Origin of the sequence: Pseudoalteromonas sp. SR45-4 (genome assembly GCF_014163535.1) — a bacterium.
Taxonomy (GTDB): Bacteria; Pseudomonadota; Gammaproteobacteria; order Enterobacterales; family Alteromonadaceae; genus Pseudoalteromonas; species Pseudoalteromonas nigrifaciens.
In genome coordinates, this window is sequence record NZ_JACJDO010000014.1 from 25,405 (window position 1) to 44,587 (window position 19,183).

Consider the following 19,183-nt stretch of genomic DNA (forward strand, 5'->3'; position numbering starts at 1 on the left):
ATTAGCTTAAGCGAGCAATTAACCAATGGCGAATAGCTTGCAGTTCTTCTGCGCAAACCTGGTGAGCCATAGGGTACTCTTGCCAGCTTACATCCATGCTAAGTGCTGTTAATACTTCGAACGCACTTTTACCTGCACTAGGCGGTACTACATTATCTTGACTGCCATGCGCCATAAAAATATTTAAATCTGTGTGTAGTGCTTCATCTGCCAGCTTTTCTGGTACACACATATAGGTTGAAAGCGCCATTACACCCGCCAGCTTTTGCTCAAAACGTGGGGCTAAATGCAAAGCTACAACGCCACCTTGGGAAAAACCCGCTAAAATAATTTTATCAGCAGCAATACCATTGGCTATTTCTTGGTTAATAAGTTGCTCTACTTTAGCGGCAGAATCTCTTACACCTTGCTCATCGGCACGTTTATCTAATTCTATTGATTTAATATCATACCAAGAACGCATTTCCATGCCACCATTTATGGTGACCGGTTGCACAGGCGCGTGCGGAAAAATAAATCGCAGCCCTAGTTCACTTGGTAATTGCAACTGTGGTGCTACGGGTGCAAAACCTTCCCCCGAATCACCTAAACCGTGCAACCAAATAACGGTTGCTTTATGCTCACCTTGAGCCGGATATTCTACAAACTCTAAACTCATAACGATGATTGCCATTTAACGTCTTGGCCAGCTTGGCGAGTTGATGCCTCGTTAATAAACTGCCAAAACTCTGCGCCAGAGCGATTATCTATCCACTTATCACCACGTAATTCAAAATGATGTCCGTTAAACTTAGTCGCAACCCATACTTGGTGTAAAGGTGCTTGCTTGTTAATCACAATTTTACTGTTGTCAGGAAAAATTAGTTCTAAAATACCTTGTGCCGACTCATAATCTAAATCTGCTTCACAATCATCAACTTGTTCTTCAATTGTGAACATAAGTGCTTCGGCTAATTGGTGATATTCATGATCAGTCATGGTTAATTTCCTTTGCAGGCGAGCCGCCTAATAGTGGGTGCGTTTTTGTACAGCTAGTGTAACAGGAATAAAATCATCCGCGAATAGCTGCATTTTTTAGATATTCTGTTACTCTGCGATTATAAAGCCAGCAACACTATTAATCTAATGAAAGCGATACATACTTCACAATTTAAGCAACTATTAATAAGCACTGTACTGCTAAGCGCATTAGCTGGCTGTGGTCAAAGCGGTCCGCTCTATTTGCCAGAGCAAAAAGCAGAACAAAATAAACCTCAAGACGTAGCTAATCCAGCAACTCAAACTGAGCAAACCAATACACCTAAAAAGCAGGAGCAATAAATGGATTTTTTTAATTATAAAAACAATCAATTATTTGCTGAAGACGTAAGCATTGCAAGTATTGCTCAGCAATATGGTACGCCATGCTACGTTTATTCGCGAGCCACCTTTGAGCGCCATTATTTAGCCTTTGCTAATGCTACTAAAAATCATAAATCCCTGGTGTGCTACGCCGTTAAAGCCAACTCTAATATTGCGGTACTCAATATATTAGCGCGTTTAGGGTCGGGCTTCGACATTGTATCTAAGGGTGAACTGGCGCGAGTAATTAAAGCCGGTGGCGACACCTCCAAAGTGGTGTTTTCGGGTGTGGCTAAAACAGCAGACGAAATAGCCTATGCATTAAAGCTCGGAATTAAATGCTTTAATGTTGAGTCGGTCTCGGAGCTAGAACGTATTTCAGAAGTGGCCTGTGAGCTAAATTTAGCAGCGCCTATTTCTATTCGCGTTAACCCCGATATAGATGCAAAAACGCATCCGTATATTTCTACCGGCTTAAAAGAAAACAAGTTTGGTATAGATATCCAAACAGCTGTGAGCGTGTATCAGCATGCCGCTTCACTGCCTGGATTAAACATTATTGGCGTTGATTGCCACATTGGCTCGCAACTCACCGAAACCAGACCTTTTCTTGAAGCACTTGATAAGCTACTAACGCTAATAGATGAATTAAAAGCGTGTAACATCGAGCTTACCCATTTAGATATAGGCGGTGGTTTAGGGGTAACTTATAATGACGAGCAACCTCCGCACCCTAGCGAATATGCAGCGCAAGTTACTGAGCGCCTAGTTAATTATCGCCACCTTGAGCTTATATTTGAACCCGGTCGCGCCATTGCTGCTAACGCAGGAGTTTTAGTTACTCAAGTTGAATTTATTAAACAAAACCAAGATAAGTACTTTGCTATTGTTGATGCAGGCATGAACGACATGCTGCGCCCAGCGCTTTATCAAGCATGGCAAAAAATCATTCCGGTATCGGTACGCGACGACGAAACCCCTACTCATAACTTTGATATTGTTGGCCCTGTTTGCGAAACTGGTGACTTTTTAGGTAAAGACCGCGAGTTAGCACTTAAACAAGGCGACTTACTGGTACAAAGAAGTGCCGGTGCTTATGGCTTTACTATGAGTTCAAATTATAACTCTCGTCCGCGTGTTGCAGAAATAATGGTAGATGGCAGTCAACACCATCTTATTCGCGAACGCGAAACCATAGAGAGCCTGTATCAAGGTGAGAAAATTTTACCTTAAACGTTTTTGTAAGTCCCTGCTCTGTGGCATGATTAGCGCAGAGCAAAACCGAATTAGAGCGCTATGTTAGTTAATTTTTCCAAAATGCACGGCTTAGGCAACGACTTTGTTGTGATTGATAATATTACACAAAACGTTTTTTTGTCGCGAGATCAAATAATAAAACTGGCCGATCGCCATTTTGGCATTGGCTTTGACCAACTGCTAATGGTTGAAGCACCATACTCCCCTGATCTCGATTTTCATTACCGTATTTTTAATGCCGATGGCACCGAAGTAGAGCAATGCGGCAATGGCGCACGTTGCTTTGCCCGCTTTGTACGTATGAAAGGCCTTACCAATAAACACAAAATTACTGTGTCTACTAAGTCGGGTAATTTAACCCTATACATAGAAAAAGACGGCCAAGTAACTGTAAATATGGGCCATCCTAATTTTGAGCCAAGTAAAATCCCACTCAAAGCAACCAAGCGCGAACTGACCTATATTATTCGTACCGAAGAGCATACTGTTTTTAGTGGCGCGGTTTCTATGGGTAACCCACATTGTGTATTAGAAGTTGACGATATTACTACCGCACAAGTTGATATTTTGGGCCCGTTACTTGAAAACCATGAGCGTTTTCCGCAGCGAGCTAATATTGGTTTTATGCAAGTTATTTCCAAAGAGCATATTAAATTACGAGTGTGGGAGCGCGGTGTAAACGAAACATTAGCATGTGGTACAGGCGCTTGTGCAGCAATGGTTATTGGGTTTATTCAAAATAAATTAATCAGCACAGTACAAGTAGACTTACCCGGTGGCAGTTTACAAATTCGCTGGAACGGTGAAGGCCACCCAGTACGTATGACCGGCCCAGCAGAGCATGTGTTTGATGGACAAGTGGCACTATGAGTGAGCTAAACGCGCAGCAAGTGGTAGATTATTTACAACTCCACCCTGATTTTTTAATTCAGCACCCTGAGCTACTTGCTCAGCTTGAGCTGCAACAACAAGCCCAAGGTGCAACATCTTTGGTGCATATTCAGCAGCGGCAATTGCGCGAGCACAATACGTTGTTAAAAAATCAAATTGCCAGCATGAGCAAATACGCTGCACAAAATGAGCAAGTGTATCGCTTATTTAGCCTATGCCATCAACAGCTTTGCAGTAATAACGACTTCGATGCGCTTGCCAGTAACTTACAAGATATTATTTGTAGCAATCCAGATATTAGCGACTGTCGGTTAGTAAAGTACGACACTAAATATGCTCAACTTGTTGAGCATCGCCTGAGCAATTCAGGGCACTATTTAGGGCGTATTAATCAGCAAGAACGAGATTTGTTATTTAGCGATACGACGCAATCAACGGCTATTTATTTAATTGGTGATATTAACAAGCCAATTGCTATTTTGGCTTTTGCCAGCAACAACGCCAACCACTTTGAGCCCGCACAAGACACCCTTTTTGTACTAGACTTTGTAGTCGCTCTGCAGTCAAGGTTGCTGGAACTTGCATGAGTGACAACCCTGCGCCAAATATCAGCGACTTAAGCGATAACTGGCGCACTCCTATTACTTTATTTAGCGACTATTTAAAGTTTGAAAGGCAATACTCAGCGCACACTGTTAACCAATATGTCAGCCAACTTGGCTTTGCAGCGCTTTACTTTAGTAAGCTCTGCGACGACTGGTTTAGTGTACAGGGTGAGCATATTCGCCGTTACAGCATGGCACTGCGCTCAAAACAATTAAGTGGCCGCACTATTAGTTTAAAGCTCAGTTGTATTCGCAGTTTATATAAATTCTTAAAAGCTAAAAATATTGCTAAACAAGCGCATTATCATAACCCGGCGGTAGGCATAAAAGGGCCTAAGTTTGCTAAGCCTTTGCCTAAAAATCTCGATGTAGATCAAATGGCACGCTTGCTCGAAATACCCGACGACGAACCTCTGGCCATTAGAGACAAAGCCATGATGGAGCTTATGTACTCATCAGGTTTACGTATTAGCGAATTAGTTGGTGCTAACCTACAAGATATAAGCGCCGCAAATGGTGAAATATTAGTACGCGGTAAAGGCAATAAAGAACGCTTAATTCCGGTAGGCAGTAAAGCGCTAAACGCGCTAAAAAAATGGCTCATAATACGCCCTCAATTTGCAACCCCTGACGAAGTGGCGGTATTTTTAAGTAGCAAAAAAAATCGCATTTCGGTACGCCAAGTACGTTTAAGAATGCAAGAATGGGGCATCAAGCAAGGCATTAGCTCGCAAGTGCATCCGCACAAATTACGCCACTCGTTTGCTTCGCATATTTTAGAGTCATCTGGCGATTTACGCGCGGTACAAGAACTGCTCGGGCACAGTAGTTTGTCGGCCACTCAAGTGTATACTCATTTAGATTTTCAGCATTTAGCCAAGGTGTACGACAACACGCACCCAAGGGCAAAAAAGCGAACTGATTAGGAAGCCATAATATGATCCGCTTTAATCGTGCCATTGCACCTGTGTCGGTATTAAGCTTCGACCTAGACGATACCCTTTACGACAATCGCCCTATTATAAAAGCCGCCGTACAAGCGCAAACTGATTATTTAAATACCCTGCCGGGTTATCAACATCAGGGCTTGCAGCAATGGCTACATTGTCGTGATTGTGCACTGCAACAGCAGCCAAAATTAATTGAAGATGTAACGCAGTGGCGTTTGCAAACACTGGGCTTACTTCTTGCTAAGCAAGGCTTTAATGCCGACGACGCAAAACACTTTGCAAGTGCTGCGTACAAGGTATTTGCTCAAGCTCGCAGTAATATAACCGTGACCGATGACGTACTTAACTTACTCGACAAGCTCGCTACTCACTTTACCCTTATAGCCATAACCAACGGCAATGCCGATGTGAGCCAGTTTAATTTAAATAATAAATTTAACTTGGTACTGCAAGCGGGTTTACACGGTAAAGCTAAACCGCACAATAACTTGTTTGATCAAGCAGCTACACATTTACAGGTGCCACACAAAGCTATTTTACACATTGGTGACAGCCTAGATAGCGACGTGCAAGGCGCTAATAATGCCGGCTGCCAATCTGTATGGTTAAATAACCAAGCTGCCAACTATACTTACAAAGGCCTTGCCGATATTGAAATAACTAACATTAATGCCTTATCACACTTAATTTAAGTGCACGTGTACTAGTTTAATATAAATCAGTAAACAGATAGGTTAGAGTTAAGTATAAAAATAATCCTAAGGACAGAAAGTGACTCTAAGTGACTACCTAGAAAAATTGGCAAATGAGCCAAAAAGCATCGAATTTACCGACACTATGGCAATTATCGATACACATTACCGCTTCACCCCTTGCGCATTTAATAATCATGGTTTACTTAGTGCTGCGAGCGAGAACAATGGTTCTTGCAAAATTTTCGCTTTTGCAAAACTAAACCAACTTAGTAAACAAAATACGCTCGATTGCTTTGGTCAGTTTTATCATCAAGATGTGCTTAACAACCCCAAAGGTAGCGATCATATGAATATTCGCACCTTTATGCTTGCTCCTGAAGTGACCCCGTTTTTAGGCGTAACCTTTACAGGCGAGCCACTTAAAGCTATTTAATCACCCTGCAAAGGTTAAATAAGCGATTTTTCCATAAAATAGCGAGTACCCGTGCGCGGATAATTATTAAGTTGATACTTAACTTGGTAACCGTGCTTTTCATAAAAAGGCTTGGCTTGAAAATCAAGCGTATCGAGCTGCCCCCTCGTTGCCCCAAGCTCAACTGCAGCCGCTTCAAGTGCGACTAATAACTTAGTCGCCAAGCCATTGCCACGTACTAACTCGCTGCACCAAAGCCAATTTATCTGCAACCAATTGCCAAATACACAGCCACTAATTCCAGCGACCAATTCCTCTTGTGCGTCTAAAAACTGATAACCAATAGGCATACGCTCAGCATCAAAATGCGCGCTATTAAACGCCACTATTTTTTGACGAAGCGCCTGATTTAAGCAATCGTCATTATTTGCATATAATTGATACATTAACGCCTCTAATATTTATAAAATTAAAAATTATTAAACCAACAGCTGCTTATAAAAATGCATATTCTGTAGCGCCTAACACTAAATTTATAGCTATTTACCCACCTTCAGTAATGTTTACTTGGCAGCTTTGCTATAATCTGCTGCACACTTTTTGCCAATGACTAACAGCAACCATTTATGAGCACCAAAATTCGACTCGCTAAATACATTGCCCATGCTGGTGTTTGCTCGCGTAAACAAGCCTCACGCTTAATTGACGAAGGTGCAGTGATAGTAAATAACCGCCCGGCTAATCATATTGACCATGTTGATGAGCAAGACCAAATAACAGTTAACGGGCAAATTATTAAAGGCACTGCTGAGTTAATTTATTTTGCTTATCATAAGCCTGTAGGTATTGACTGCAAGCTTGATCAGAATGACCCTGCTAGCCTTTATCACCACCTGCCTACTATTACGCGGGTTTACCCTATTGGCCGTCTTGATAAAGACTCCCGTGGCTTGCTTATATTAACCAACGATGGTGAGTTGTGTAACCAACTAATTCATCCCGACTTCCACCAGCCAAAACGTTACTTAGTTAGCGTTAATAAAAGCATTGATGCCGAGTTTTGTACAAAAATGGCCGCAGGTGTACCGGTAGATAAGCAAATAACCTTGCCCTGTAGCGTTGAAAAAATAGCAGACAAACAATTTAGTATTATTTTAAAGCAAGGGCTTAATAGGCAAATTAGAAAAATGGCACACTATTGTGGTTACAAGGTAATTGACTTGTATCGCGAGCAAATTAGCGAGCTAACCCTGCAAACGCTAAACCTTGCCCAAGGGCAATATATTGCAATTAATAAAAGCGATATTATAAAGTAAGCGCCTTTTAAAACGCTTTGGGGTTTTAAAATAAATTTAAAAGCTCACTGCAATCATTGCAATAGCTGTACTTATACCAACAAACCACATAATTGAGCGCATAATATCTAGGTTAAGGTAGTAAAAAGCACAAAATAAAACACGCGCTACAATGTGGCTCATCGCCAAGGTTTCGGTTACCGCATTAACATTATTAGTGCCTAATACCACCGCAAGTGCAACGGCAAATACTGCTAACGACTCAAAACAGTTTTGGTGTGCAGCTAAAGCGCGCGCTCCTAAACCGGTTAATTGAGTTTGTTGTTGGCGCGGATGCTTGTTGTCGTAGCCGCCCAATTTATTAAGTTCGATTACTGCGGGTATTCTTGCTAAATAAGGCATTACAACGGCCAATAAAGCACAAGCGATTAAAATAGTCATAGTACGGTTCTTTGTTATTGTTAATTATTTAAAATAACACACCCACTATAAAAAAGCCGCCAGATAAGCACCTGACGGCTAAACAGTAACATCAAGCCAACTATAAACTAATTTTACGGCAGTTAAACTGCGGCATATTGTCGCAGCTGAGCCTAAAGCACTATCGCTTTACTTTGTATACCTTGTTAACTTATCGCCCTCTATTATTTTTGTATTGTTATTATGACTTGGGTATTTTTCACTTTTTTAGCCGCTTTTATGCAGGCGTGGCGCAATGCACTACAAAGTAAGTTAAGTAGTAATGTGAGCGTAGCTGGCGTTACTCTATCGCGTTTTATTGTTGCAGGCCCTATTGCTGCTGTGTATTTGTATGGTTTATATCAATACCAAGATACCGCTATGCCTAGTTTTAATAATGCTTTTTGGGGCTTTATTATTGGCGCAAGTATTATGCAAATTCTTGCTACTGGCTTAATGGTTAAATTATTTAAAATGAATAATTACGCTGTGGGCGCTGGGCTTGCAAAAAGTGAGGCTTTGGTTGCCGCTATTTTAGGAGTATTATTTTTTGGCTCGGCGTTAACCTTATTGGGTTGGTTGGGGGTATTTTTAGGGGCTATTGCCGTACTGCTAATGAGCGGTATAACCAGCATTAAACGCTTCGATGCCAAAACAGCTTTATTAGGGCTTGCGTGCGGTACTTGCTTTGCGCTTACTTCATTATGGGTACGTGAGGGCAGTTTAAATTCAGGGCTATTATTTCCTCACTCTGCTGCTTGGGTACTGCTTTTTGTTATTAGCTTACAAACTCTAATATTGCTGGGGTATTTATTATTAAAAGAGCCACACACCCTCAGTAAACTTTGGCAATATAAGGGCACAACTGTCGCGATTAGTATTTTTAGCTGTGTGGGCTCTATTGGCTGGTTTAGCGCCATGAGCTTGCAGCATGTTGCCTATGTAAAAACGCTTGGCCAAATAGAGGTGTTTTTTACCATACTCATTGCCGTACTGTGGCTAAAACAACCGCTTAAAAAACAAGACAGCGCCGGGTTATTACTCATTGCTGTTGCCGCTATTTTAGTCATGTTGCCCAATTAATTACATACTCTCTTATTGTATTAAAAAATCACTTAACCAACTGATTTATAAGATTACTGTTACTTATAGTTTATTTTAGATATATAGTACATCTGAATATAAAATTATCTAAACGATTAAAAAGGATTTATTAAAATGGAAAGAATTGTAATATGCTCTTTAGCTAAAAGCTTTGGAAATGAAGGCGATAGAGGAAAAGTTAATGTATTCTTTGAAAAAATACACGATAAATTATACCCCATCAACATTGAAGAATTTTTTTGCCATACCAAAGAAGTATTTATAACTAGAAATTACTCTGAACTAGAAGAAAAATATAAAGACGAGTTATTTGAATTAAGATGCTCACCTAGTAAGTTTGAAGTGAATGAAGGTGATTGCCAATATGTTTCATTGCCTGAATATGCATCACCTATTAGAAGTAAGCTAAACGTATCTGAGGTGTTTAATACATCTTTACCAGATGTTTCTGAACCAATTATATTTTTGCCTAACCTCCCACATACCAAAACCATATTTCTTCAAGAAGATAACTCAGTTTTAGGTCCTTTTGACTATGAGATTGTCTCTGATGTAGATGAGAGGCGCCATGCAGTCAAATTAATTACAGCAGCGTTAGATTTACAAGTAGCCCCAGGTAAGTTAATAACTAATCATCACTATGCTGTTTTAGATAAATTTAAGTTAGAAGAATATACTCATCAAACTATTATTTCAGGTGCTTTTGTAAATGTCTTGATAAACCATAAAGATTTCCTTGGCCATATGGAACAGACTATCGACTACATGACTGATGAGCAAGTTATTACTAAATATGGAAATATGGTCGCTCAAAACCCTAATATACGTAACTTTAGTAAGAGTATGGTAAGCCTTATCCGAAGTCAGGCAACTAATATAAAAGAGTACAAATCTAATAAAGAGCGCTTCCATAGGTTTTTTGATTTATTAGATCTTCCTCTTGAGTGGGGAAGAGTCCGTTCAGACTTAATGTCAGAGTTAATCAATAGTCCTAATGGTAGCAAAGTATTAGAGTCGTATATTGCCGAGAACAAAGCAGATTTTTTTAAGGACGAACGTGAGGAATATCTTTTAACTTTAAAAGAAGAGAATCTCAAAATTCAATCTGAAATAGATGAATTAATTAAAACTAAAGAAAGCGTTCAAAGTGAGCTAAGACAGAAAAAAGATGAGCTTCAAAATAGTGATACTGAAGAGCACCAACAAGCTATTAGTGATGAGTTAAAAGAGAAGTTAGAGGTTGACCTTGAACTAGTTAAGCAAGAAATTAAAAATTATGGAGAAAAATTAAAGGAAATAAAAAGTGAATTTAGCGAGTACAACTCCCTTAAAGAAGTTCAGTTGAGAAAAAATAACTTAGAAATTATTAATAAAGAAAAAGATAAAGACATAGAGAGGTTAAGTGTAAGACGGGATGAAATCGCAGATGAATTAAAGAAAGATAATACGCAACTAGTTCAAAGCCTATTAAAAATTAAAAACCAAGTCGACGTGTTAACTGGGGCGAATCCAACAGAAAAGAAAGTCCAAGTTAACTTTATTGTCAGCGCTAACAAAGCTATTGATCAATATGATAGTGATGCGCGAGAAAGTTTTATTAATGATATCTCTGATAAATTAACAACATTAGGAAGAAAAACTGATTTTGATGACTTAGCAAATATTATAATTACGTTATCACAAAGCCAGTTTACTTTGTTTAGTGGGTTACCTGGTACAGGAAAAACGTCACTTGCTAAACTTATTGGCCAATCTATGGGGCTTCAGAGTAGGTTACTAAATATCCCCGTTGCCCGAGGATGGACTTCACAGAGAGATGTTCTCGGCTTTTTTAATGCCTTATCTCAATCTTTTGTACCATCTTCAACAGGGCTCTATGACTTAATAGAACAAATGCAAAGTGAAGATGTTAATAATGGCTCAACTGCTATTGTTTTACTCGATGAGTTTAATTTATCTCAACCCGAACACTATTTTAGCCCTTTTATGGAGATGGCCGATAGTGAATCCAACCGCACTATTTATACCGGTGATCCAAATCAACCTGAGCTTGTTATCCCACAACATCTAAGATTTTTAGGTACAGTTAATCACGACGAATCCGTCCAGGCATTAACGCCGAGGATGCTAGATAGGGCTGCAATTATCAACTTTGATAATTTAGTTAGCCAAGGTTCTATTAATGCGATTTCTTCTAAAAAAACATTTGACGCAATATCTGAGTGTATAAAAGGTGAGGATTTTATTAAGTTATTCAAAGCATCAAAGTATGAATTACCTGATGATATAGCTTCTATCATAAATGACATTACCAGCGTTTTACATGATGATAGCCCCGAGCTAGGTTCTCAAATCATTATTTCTTATAGAAAAATAAAAGCGATATCAGCTTACTGCAATGTTGCATCTCCACTTATGATTTCACATAATTTAGCTGCTTTAGATTATGCTATTTGCCAACATATTTTACCCTTATTAAATGGTTATGGTGAACAATTTGGTGAGAGGCTTAAGAAATTAGCTAATATAATCCCTAGTGAGTTAAATAAGTCTTATAAAAAAATTAATCATATTATTTCTCGAGGTGAGCTGAATATGCAAGCTTATGGAGCCTTTTTATGATCCAATGGGCATTTAAGCTAACTCATGGAGTTAATGAGGATGCTGTAATTTATAAGCCGTCGCCTGAGCAAATATTGCAAATTAATGAAACTGATATCGTCGAAATTATAGTTGATATTAGTGAAGAGTATTTTGGTCTTGGCGACCCGTATATATTAATTGGTGATGTACCTATTCAGTTGGAGCTTAGTTATCGAGGCGATGGCTACAGACAATTCAATTCTATTCAGCATAAAGAGTTTAACAAAAATCAGTTGTTTTTCAATTATTTTGGAGAAAGTGAAATATATTTAAAGTTTGAAAGCGAGCATAAGATTTTAGATAGAGTTCATATTGATGTAAAAGCCAGAAAAGCCAACTCAGAGCTTGCTAAATCGATGTTAGAGTATATTTCTGATAACGAAAATGAACTTGTGTCCTTATGCTTCTCAAAAAGTTTTATAGGTGGTAATTTCGATAATCAGAGTCAAGAGAATATGCATAAATTCTCTTTATTACGAAAAACGGTACACTATTTTTATAATAAATTAGGGGTGTTTTATCGAGATTATAAACATACTTTGGAGAATTCGTTACAAACATCCCAGCAAGGGCAGCCTACTGGGCCTGATAGTATTTATTGGCTTCTACAGAACTTAGATAAAATTACACCTTCTAATGCTGAAGAAGCAAAGTTAAAAATACATAATAGGACCTATACAATCAGTGAAGTACCGTCTGAGCGTTTAATTCATAATACTGACATATTCGAAAATAGGGTTATTAATAGCTTTCTTTATTCGGCCAGAATATTCCTTATTGATCTGAGAAAGAAATATAAAAGCACTTCAGGGTTAATGACAACTGAAAAAATACAAACAGATGATTCGTCAGAGTTTGTATCGTTTGATCATATATTGTCATCGTTCAAAAATGATATTATTAATCATCATATCGAAGATATAAACTCTCTTTTACTCTTAGTAGATAAACTAATTTATTTAAATAAGAGTAAATTACGGAGTAAATTAATACCAAAATTGAGGCCAAGAATTACCTCTTTTGTTATGAAACGTCCGTATTATAGACATTTATTTGTAGAAATTAATAAATGGTACAATGCAAGTACGCCAAATCTAGATAAGAACAATATTTTACTCGGCCTTAGAAACTTATCTTCTATCTATGAAATATCAACACTGTTAATGCTCTCAAAAAGCATCCCTGAGATGTTTGATGTACAACTAGAAAATAAGATTTATCGCAGGTATTCTGAAGACTTATCTTTTGAAGGTGAAGAGCGGGAAAGACCTGTTGATAAAATTAATAATTACTTTGGGTTCGGTAATGATGATGTGTCAATTGAGTTATTTCTTGAGCCTCAGATTTATAGTTACAAGAAAGGAATTACTCAATTTAATGATCTTATCAACATAAGCAACAAAGAACCTAGATCTGCTTATGGTCGCCACTATTATTCTCCAGATTATATTATCCGGATTAACAAAGTAGCTTGGAAAGATCCTTTAATTGTCATTCTCGATGCTAAATACTCTAGTAGAGCCAATGTATTAAAGTACTCACTTAAAGAAACTTCTGAAAAATATTTACATAATGTATTTCAATTTAAAAAAGGTAATATAGTAGGCGCATCTCCAGTTAAGTTAATGATGATACTTTTTGCCCATGGCAAAGATCTTCCTACATCTTTTTTAAATGAACAGCATTATGTAGATGGTGAACTACCAATATACCCTCAAGCTGTTGGGGTTAAATATATCCCAGGCATATCTGATACAGCCACGAGATGGTTAACGGCATGTTTTGATGCACACCATACAGAACAGGCTAGATTTATAAATTAACCCTAGTTTCATAATTGATTACATACGACTCGTCGCAGCACTTAATAACCCTAAAATATATGCTTATTAAAAAGCGATATTTTAGGGTTAACTTGAATCTATTACTTTAAAATATTGTTTTAATAATATATCTACTACAAAAATAAATTAATGGCTTATTTTAAGTGTGATCACACCGCAAATAATCATTAATACACCGGCAATACGGCCAAAAGTGGCGGCATCACCATAAAACAAAATGCCCACAATAAATGTGCCAGCAGCGCCAATGCCTGTCCATACCGCATAAGATGTACCCATAGGAATATCACGTTGAGCTAGCCACAACATAAAACCACTAACCACCATAAATGCAACCGCAATGCCAATACCTAACCAGCGGCTGTCACTTTGTTGCGAAATTTTTAAGCCTATTGGCCAGCCAATTTCAAGCAAGCCCGCAATTATTAAATACATCCAAGCCACTTAAAGCACTCACTCTATTAAAAATTTGCGGTATTTTAGCGAGCTAATTTATTCATTAACAGCAATAAACAAGATTAATGATAATTAACCAGCTCACACTTTAATAAGCTACCTATTTTGTAGTGATTAAAAGCTACTTTTTTGCTTATCCGCACTAACCTTTTTATCGTCGCTCACTTTTTTTAGCATTATGTCGTATAAATCTTCACGTCGATCTTTTAAGTTACGTACTGTCCCTTCGCTGTGAAGAATTTTTAATTTATCCATATCAAGGTCACTAAATAACAACATTTCGGTATTAGTGGTTGCCTCATTGAGTGTTGCATCATGTGGGAATGAAAAGTCAGACGGTGTAAGTACTGCCGATTGTGCAAACTGTACATCTAGGCTTTCTACTTCTGGTAAGTTACCAACAGAGCCTGCTATAACCACATAACATTCGTTTTCAATAGCGCGTGCTTGAGCACAATGACGTACCCGTAAATAGCTATTTTTAGTATCAGTCCAAAAAGGTACAAATAAAATTTCTAAGCCTTCTTTGGCCATAATTCTAGATAGTTCTGGAAACTCAACATCGTAACAAATTTGAATACCAACACGCCCTGCATCAGTTTCAAATACCGCTATTTTGTCGCCGCCTTGAATAACCCAGTCATTTTGCTCATGCGGGGTAATATGAATTTTACGTTGCTCATCTATTTTACCGCTGCGGTGACATAAATAACTGACGTTATAAATTTTATCCCCGTCGGCTACTGGCATTGAGCCGGTAATAATATTGGCATTGTATTCAATTGCCATACGCGACATAGCATTTTTAAAGGTTTCTGTGTACTCGGCTAAATTGCGGATCGCTTCGGTTTGATTAACTTGCTCAGTTAAGCCCATTAGCGGGGCATTAAAAAACTCAGGGAATAAAATAAAGTCACTTTGATAATCAGAAACCGTATCAACAAAATACTCGACCTGCTTGAGCATTTCCTCTACCGACTCCACCTTACGCATTTGCCACTGCACCGCACCTACACGCACAATCGACTTTACTATATTAATAACGGTGTCGGTTGGTTCGTACAATATGTTATTCCACTCCAGTAATGTGGCATAACCTACTGATTCTTGATCTTCGGGTAAATACTTTTTAAGTAAGCGTTTAACTTGAAAATCGTTTGCTAGCTGAAAACTTAAGATAGGATCGTACAGCTCTTTTTGATCTACTTTAGCTATATATTCCATTGGGGTCATTTCATTACTGTGATTGTAATAACGCGGAATACGACCACCCGCTAAAATAGCGCGTAAGTTGTATTGGCGGCACAATTCTTTTCGGGCATCGTACAGCCTACGCCCAAGGCGCATACCTCTGTGCGTTTCGCTAATCGCAACATCTAAGCCATACAGTGCATCGCCAGCGGTATCACTAAATACGCGGTCATGACCATCGGCTATGTCTTCATAGGTATGGGGGTTAGAAAAGCGGGCATAGTCTACTTGCACGCTTAATGCTAAGCCTACCAGCACACCATCATCCACAATGCCTATTTGCCCTTCTGGAAACTGGTCTATTAATCTAAAAATTGTATGGCTAGGCCATGCACCACCTAAATCTGGGTATGCTTGATCCATCAAGGTTTTAATTTGTGGGTATTGCTCTTTAGTTAAATTACAAATTTCGAGATGGGTTTTTTCTACCGTCATACACAACTCCTTGAGGAATGGGGAATAAAAAAGCCGAACATGCGCCCAGCTTAATAAAATAGTTGATGTGCTATTACTTAATTCATTTTTATTATTTTAAACTACGATAAAAAAGTGTAGTTACACGCTCTTTAGGTAACCAGCTAGCGTATTCAAGGCCAAGCTCTGCCAATGGGTCGGCGTTAAGTACTTGCTCTAAGCTTACCTTGTTTTGCATTGCTTTAAGCATAACATCTTTGGCTTTTTGCACCAGCTTACGATACACCACCAGCCCTGAACGATCGCTTAGCGGACCATGTCCTGGGATCACTTTTGTATTATCGTCAATTTGTTTCACTACGTCATCTACAGCCGCTAAAATACCATCAACACTGCCACCACTGTCTACATCTACAAACGGTAAGCTGCCAAAGTTAAAGAAAATGTCGCCCATGTGTACAATGTTAGCCTTGTTAAAAAATATGACTGCGTCACCGTCAGTATGTGCATGCTGATAATGCATTACATGAGCATGTTCGTTGTTAAAGTGCAGCTTTAAATCGTGGCTAAAACTAATCCGTGGTAAAAAATCTGACCCTTCACCATGCTCCGCTACTAAGCGCTTATGCACATTATCGTGAGCAATAACGTGGGCACCTGCTTTAGCAAAATTTTCGTTGCCTCCGGTGTGGTCGCCATGATGATGGGTGTTAATTACAAACTCAGTACTGCCGGGCTGTAAATCGCTAATCGTTTTTTTAATATCGCTTGAAAGCTTGGCAAATTGATCATCAATAATATAAATACCATCGTCGCCGACACTTACAGCAATATTGCCTCCTTGACCAAGTAACATATAAATATGCTCGCTCAGTTTTTGCGTTTTAACTACACTTTCATCGGCATAAGCCGCACTACTTAACAACAAGCCAGTGATTAATACGGGAAGTAATTTTTTCATTTTAGTGCTCACTTATATTTATAATTAATTATCGTCTATTTATGAAGAATAATTACACGACATAGACCCTGCCTTACCTAAAAACCAAACATACGGCTGTAAATTTAATCTCGAAAGATAAACAAGCTCTAGCTTAGTTCACTAAACAGCTACTTGCCTTTTGGCGATATTATTATTTGATGTACTAGCGCTTGTGGTAATAATGGCGTGTTTTCTGCATTAATATATTGACTAAAACCGGCACGATAAAAGTTTGATAACGGGTGCCCAGACTGCCCGCCAGGTACGGTTAAAATGGCGTTTTCTAAATGTCCGGGCTGTACAATAAAGCGCTGTGAAGCACCAAAGCTACGCCCCTGCACTGCTGGCATGTAACTATCACCAAACCCTGGCGTTTTTGGCATATTTAAAAAGCGGGCAAGTATTGGTATTTGTTTAGCAAACGGATGCTCTATAACCAGCTCGTTTACTTTGCCCCACTGCCAGCCTTGAATGTTATTACCGTATTGCGTACTGAGTTTAGCAATAGTTTGACTAAATGCCCCCTGCAGCTGCTGCTCCCAAGTTGAAAATTGTGGATTGAGCCAACTGCTTGGTTGCGCGTTAATAAGCTGCCAAACTGCCGGTTCTAAGTCACGCCTTACGTAGCTCAACGTGCCATTTTTCTCACTTAAGCTTTGCTGCAACGTACTAAAGGTAATATTAATCACTTCATCGCGATAATGCTTTACCAAGGTATAACCTACTGAGCTTGCGCACGCGCACTGCTGCCAGTTTTCAACCGCGCTAATATACGCGGCGTTATTACCTTCATCGGCTTTGAGTTGCTTGAGCAATAAAGCGTGCCAAGGAATTAAAAACCGGGCTTGGTTATCAAGCTGTAATTGATAAAAATCATCTTCAACAAATTTTTGTTTTTCAAACAAGCGGTCGCGCACTTGTGTTGCACGCGCGCCAAGTGAATAGCCGCCGTTACCAAAGCGAGCGTTATCCTGGGCACTTACCACCCGTGAGTTTGCAGTCCATATTCGTCCACTTACTGGGTTTTTAACCACGGGGCGCTGCGCTTCATTTTGCAACCAAAGCGGCGAGTAATCAGTACTTTTCACACTAAGCTCGCTGGGTGTTTTACGCCCAGGAATTCCCCCCATTAACTTCCATGCGGCACTGCCTTGGCTATCAACTACAATTAAATTTTGTACCGGAATACCTACATCGCTGGCTATAGCTAGGGCATCATCAACTTCAGTTGCCTGTTCGAGCTGTAATAATTGCATGTTAACCGCATAACTTTGATGCGCCGCCCAGCTCAGTGCATAAGCTTGCCCGTTAATATATTTTACCGGGCCATATTCGCTCAGGGTAAGTGTGTAAGTTTCGGCTTCATTATTAGGTAATGCAATTTGCTCATCTACTTGCCACGTTTTATTGTTACTTGTAAGCGCAACCCAATCCGCGGTATCAATATAACCATTGGTAAACCCCCATGCGATATGATTATTAGTGCCTACTACAATAGCTGGCGCCCCCGGTAACGATACGCCCGTAACTTGGGTTTTTACATTGTTATGTACATAATTTAGTTGCGCTTTGTACCAAATAACAGGCACTGCCATTGCTAAGTGCATGTCATCGGAGAGCATAGCAGATCCGGTTGTAGTTAATGCGCCGGTAACTGCCCAGTTATTACTGCCGCGCTCTTGGCTTGCTGCAAAAGAATTAAATGCATACATTGCTGGTGTTGATGATTGCACAGTGGATGATTGCTGCGTTTGTTGCTTGAGTATTGGTAGTTTAGGTATGCCTGCGCTGTAAGGCGCTAGTTGGCTGCCATCAAGCGCAGCTTGGTATTGACTAGGTTGCGTTAAAAATTTGAGCATATGTTTGCCGTATTGCTGCTCAATTTGAATTAATGCTTGGTCGCGCTCAAAGGTGGCACTTTGTAAATCAAGATACATACTAAAAATTATTAATAGGCTGTCTTCGCTTTGCCATGGCCTTTGCTGTGCACCAGTGAGCAAATATTCAAAGCTTGAGTAACCTATTTGCGCTAACCCTTCGTTAACCCCTTGAGCGTAGCTTTTAAGTAATTGCTTATCCGACTCAGGAAGATTTTTTAAAATAACTTGGCTGCGTTTACGCAATTGATGAAAACGCATTTTTTTATCTAGTGCTAGCGCCGCCTTACCAAAAATTTCGCTCAACTCACCAGCGGCATTACGCCTCAGTAAGTCCATTTGAAAAAATCGGTCTTGCCCATGCGCATACCCCAAACCATAAGCGGCATCGTTGTGGCTTTGTGCTTTGATAACAGCTTGACCAAGTACGTCGCGCGAAATAATGACCGACTCATTAATCGCTTCGCTATGACCTTTGCCGTCAAGCGCTGGTAAACTCAAACTAAGTACACCATAAACAACCGCAGTACCGGCCAGCCCTAAAACCACTACTAACAGCAGCAAGCGCTTGATTACTTTAAACATCCAGCTATCCTTTAAGAATTCTAATAAAGTATTATTAACATATATTTACTATCCTTCTATTAAAAAGTCATATTCTGCGGCGCAAAGGATGAAATAAACCTCAAAATCCACGATAATAGCTA

At 39.3% G+C, this 19,183-nt stretch carries 19 protein-coding genes; 11 read left to right on the forward strand and 8 right to left on the reverse strand.

Annotated features, from left to right (window positions below):
• Position 1: 1 nt before the first annotated feature.
• On the reverse strand, positions 2-658 hold the full coding sequence (locus H5058_RS08035) for an alpha/beta hydrolase (RefSeq protein WP_182677635.1): 657 nt from the start codon (positions 656-658) through the stop codon (positions 2-4).
• Entirely contained in the window at positions 655-978 is a 324-nt protein-coding gene (cyaY, locus tag H5058_RS08040; protein WP_011326822.1) for an iron donor protein CyaY, read from the reverse strand. Before cyaY ends, H5058_RS08035 begins: the two co-directional genes overlap by 4 nt.
• Positions 979-1,125: 147 nt before the next feature.
• On the opposite strand from cyaY, the gene H5058_RS08045 reads away from it, so the two are divergent.
• The 7 genes from H5058_RS08045 (at position 1,126) to H5058_RS08075 (ending at position 6,172) form a co-directional block, all read left to right on the forward strand.
• Positions 1,126-1,320, forward strand: a complete 195-nt coding sequence (locus H5058_RS08045; protein ID WP_011326821.1) for an LPS translocon maturation chaperone LptM — start codon at positions 1,126-1,128, stop codon at positions 1,318-1,320.
• On the forward strand, positions 1,321-2,574 hold the full coding sequence (gene lysA, locus H5058_RS08050) for a diaminopimelate decarboxylase (RefSeq protein WP_182677607.1): 1,254 nt from the start codon (positions 1,321-1,323) through the stop codon (positions 2,572-2,574).
• Positions 2,575-2,637: 63 nt separating this feature from the next.
• Positions 2,638-3,468: a diaminopimelate epimerase gene (gene dapF / locus H5058_RS08055; protein ID WP_011326819.1), complete on the forward strand. Its 831-nt coding sequence runs from the start codon at positions 2,638-2,640 to the stop codon at positions 3,466-3,468.
• Positions 3,465-4,076 (forward strand): DUF484 family protein, encoded by a 612-nt coding sequence (locus H5058_RS08060; RefSeq protein ID WP_182677609.1) that lies wholly within the window; start codon positions 3,465-3,467, stop codon positions 4,074-4,076. Before dapF ends, H5058_RS08060 begins: the two co-directional genes overlap by 4 nt.
• Positions 4,073-5,020: a tyrosine recombinase XerC gene (locus H5058_RS08065; protein WP_086997027.1), complete on the forward strand. Its 948-nt coding sequence runs from the start codon at positions 4,073-4,075 to the stop codon at positions 5,018-5,020. The genes H5058_RS08060 and H5058_RS08065 overlap by 4 nt, the downstream gene beginning before the upstream one ends.
• An 11-nt stretch (positions 5,021-5,031) precedes the next feature.
• Positions 5,032-5,736, forward strand: coding sequence for an HAD-IA family hydrolase (locus H5058_RS08070; RefSeq protein WP_182677611.1), 705 nt, complete (start codon positions 5,032-5,034; stop codon positions 5,734-5,736).
• Positions 5,737-5,815: 79 nt separating this feature from the next.
• Positions 5,816-6,172 (forward strand): HopJ type III effector protein, encoded by a 357-nt coding sequence (locus tag H5058_RS08075; RefSeq protein WP_011326815.1) that lies wholly within the window; start codon positions 5,816-5,818, stop codon positions 6,170-6,172.
• Positions 6,173-6,186: 14 nt separating this feature from the next.
• On the opposite strand, the gene H5058_RS08080 is transcribed toward H5058_RS08075, so the two are convergent.
• The gene (locus H5058_RS08080) at positions 6,187-6,597 is read right to left on the reverse strand and encodes an N-acetyltransferase (RefSeq protein WP_086997037.1); all 411 of its coding nucleotides are present in this window, start codon (positions 6,595-6,597) and stop codon (positions 6,187-6,189) included.
• 180 nt (positions 6,598-6,777) lie between these two features.
• On the opposite strand from H5058_RS08080, the gene H5058_RS08085 reads away from it, so the two are divergent.
• On the forward strand, positions 6,778-7,467 hold the full coding sequence (locus H5058_RS08085; RefSeq protein WP_011326812.1) for a pseudouridine synthase: 690 nt from the start codon (positions 6,778-6,780) through the stop codon (positions 7,465-7,467).
• 36 nt (positions 7,468-7,503) lie between these two features.
• Here H5058_RS08085 and H5058_RS08090 read toward each other — a convergent pair whose 3' ends face one another.
• Complete coding sequence (locus H5058_RS08090; RefSeq protein WP_086997040.1) at positions 7,504-7,887, reverse strand: MAPEG family protein; 384 nt, start codon at positions 7,885-7,887, stop codon at positions 7,504-7,506.
• A 222-nt stretch (positions 7,888-8,109) separates the two neighbouring features.
• On the opposite strand from H5058_RS08090, the gene H5058_RS08095 reads away from it, so the two are divergent.
• From H5058_RS08095 to H5058_RS08105, 3 genes are all read left to right on the forward strand, one after another.
• Positions 8,110-8,988 (forward strand): DMT family transporter, encoded by an 879-nt coding sequence (locus tag H5058_RS08095; protein ID WP_179807257.1) that lies wholly within the window; start codon positions 8,110-8,112, stop codon positions 8,986-8,988.
• Between the two features lie 135 nt (positions 8,989-9,123).
• Complete coding sequence (locus H5058_RS08100) at positions 9,124-11,631, forward strand: AAA family ATPase (protein WP_182677613.1); 2,508 nt, start codon at positions 9,124-9,126, stop codon at positions 11,629-11,631.
• On the forward strand, positions 11,628-13,475 hold the full coding sequence (locus tag H5058_RS08105) for a DUF2357 domain-containing protein (protein ID WP_182677615.1): 1,848 nt from the start codon (positions 11,628-11,630) through the stop codon (positions 13,473-13,475). The genes H5058_RS08100 and H5058_RS08105 overlap by 4 nt, the downstream gene beginning before the upstream one ends.
• Positions 13,476-13,622: 147 nt before the next feature.
• On the opposite strand, the gene H5058_RS08110 is transcribed toward H5058_RS08105, so the two are convergent.
• From H5058_RS08110 to H5058_RS08125, 4 genes are all read right to left on the reverse strand, one after another.
• Positions 13,623-13,940: a multidrug efflux SMR transporter gene (locus tag H5058_RS08110; RefSeq protein WP_041454308.1), complete on the reverse strand. Its 318-nt coding sequence runs from the start codon at positions 13,938-13,940 to the stop codon at positions 13,623-13,625.
• A gap of 126 nt (positions 13,941-14,066) precedes the next feature.
• A complete protein-coding gene (locus H5058_RS08115) occupies positions 14,067-15,638 on the reverse strand; it encodes a bifunctional GNAT family N-acetyltransferase/carbon-nitrogen hydrolase family protein (RefSeq protein ID WP_011326808.1) in 1,572 nt (523 codons plus the stop codon).
• A gap of 91 nt (positions 15,639-15,729) precedes the next feature.
• Positions 15,730-16,578, reverse strand: coding sequence for an MBL fold metallo-hydrolase (locus H5058_RS08120; RefSeq protein WP_182677617.1), 849 nt, complete (start codon positions 16,576-16,578; stop codon positions 15,730-15,732).
• A 149-nt stretch (positions 16,579-16,727) separates the two neighbouring features.
• Positions 16,728-19,061, reverse strand: coding sequence for a penicillin acylase family protein (locus H5058_RS08125; RefSeq protein WP_182677619.1), 2,334 nt, complete (start codon positions 19,059-19,061; stop codon positions 16,728-16,730).
• Positions 19,062-19,183 lie beyond the last annotated feature (122 nt).

Bases quoted from the DNA above. Each gene is read 5' to 3' on its own strand.
- H5058_RS08105 (WP_182677615.1), top strand. From the start codon at position 11,628: ATGATCCAATGGGCATTTAAGCTAACTCATGGAGTTAATGAGGATGCT.
- H5058_RS08090 (WP_086997040.1), bottom strand. From the start codon at position 7,887: ATGACTATTTTAATCGCTTGTGCTTTATTGGCCGTTGTAATGCCTTAT.
- H5058_RS08035 (WP_182677635.1), bottom strand. From the start codon at position 658: ATGAGTTTAGAGTTTGTAGAATATCCGGCTCAAGGTGAGCATAAAGCA.
- H5058_RS08070 (WP_182677611.1), top strand. From the start codon at position 5,032: ATGATCCGCTTTAATCGTGCCATTGCACCTGTGTCGGTATTAAGCTTC.
- lysA (WP_182677607.1), top strand. From the start codon at position 1,321: ATGGATTTTTTTAATTATAAAAACAATCAATTATTTGCTGAAGACGTA.
- H5058_RS08080 (WP_086997037.1), bottom strand. From the start codon at position 6,597: ATGTATCAATTATATGCAAATAATGACGATTGCTTAAATCAGGCGCTT.
- H5058_RS08125 (WP_182677619.1), bottom strand. From the start codon at position 19,061: ATGTTTAAAGTAATCAAGCGCTTGCTGCTGTTAGTAGTGGTTTTAGGG.
- dapF (WP_011326819.1), top strand. From the start codon at position 2,638: ATGTTAGTTAATTTTTCCAAAATGCACGGCTTAGGCAACGACTTTGTT.
- H5058_RS08100 (WP_182677613.1), top strand. From the start codon at position 9,124: ATGGAAAGAATTGTAATATGCTCTTTAGCTAAAAGCTTTGGAAATGAA.
- H5058_RS08085 (WP_011326812.1), top strand. From the start codon at position 6,778: ATGAGCACCAAAATTCGACTCGCTAAATACATTGCCCATGCTGGTGTT.
- cyaY (WP_011326822.1), bottom strand. From the start codon at position 978: ATGACTGATCATGAATATCACCAATTAGCCGAAGCACTTATGTTCACA.
- H5058_RS08120 (WP_182677617.1), bottom strand. From the start codon at position 16,578: ATGAAAAAATTACTTCCCGTATTAATCACTGGCTTGTTGTTAAGTAGT.
- H5058_RS08115 (WP_011326808.1), bottom strand. From the start codon at position 15,638: ATGACGGTAGAAAAAACCCATCTCGAAATTTGTAATTTAACTAAAGAG.
- H5058_RS08065 (WP_086997027.1), top strand. From the start codon at position 4,073: ATGAGTGACAACCCTGCGCCAAATATCAGCGACTTAAGCGATAACTGG.
- H5058_RS08045 (WP_011326821.1), top strand. From the start codon at position 1,126: ATGAAAGCGATACATACTTCACAATTTAAGCAACTATTAATAAGCACT.
- H5058_RS08095 (WP_179807257.1), top strand. From the start codon at position 8,110: ATGACTTGGGTATTTTTCACTTTTTTAGCCGCTTTTATGCAGGCGTGG.
- H5058_RS08060 (WP_182677609.1), top strand. From the start codon at position 3,465: ATGAGTGAGCTAAACGCGCAGCAAGTGGTAGATTATTTACAACTCCAC.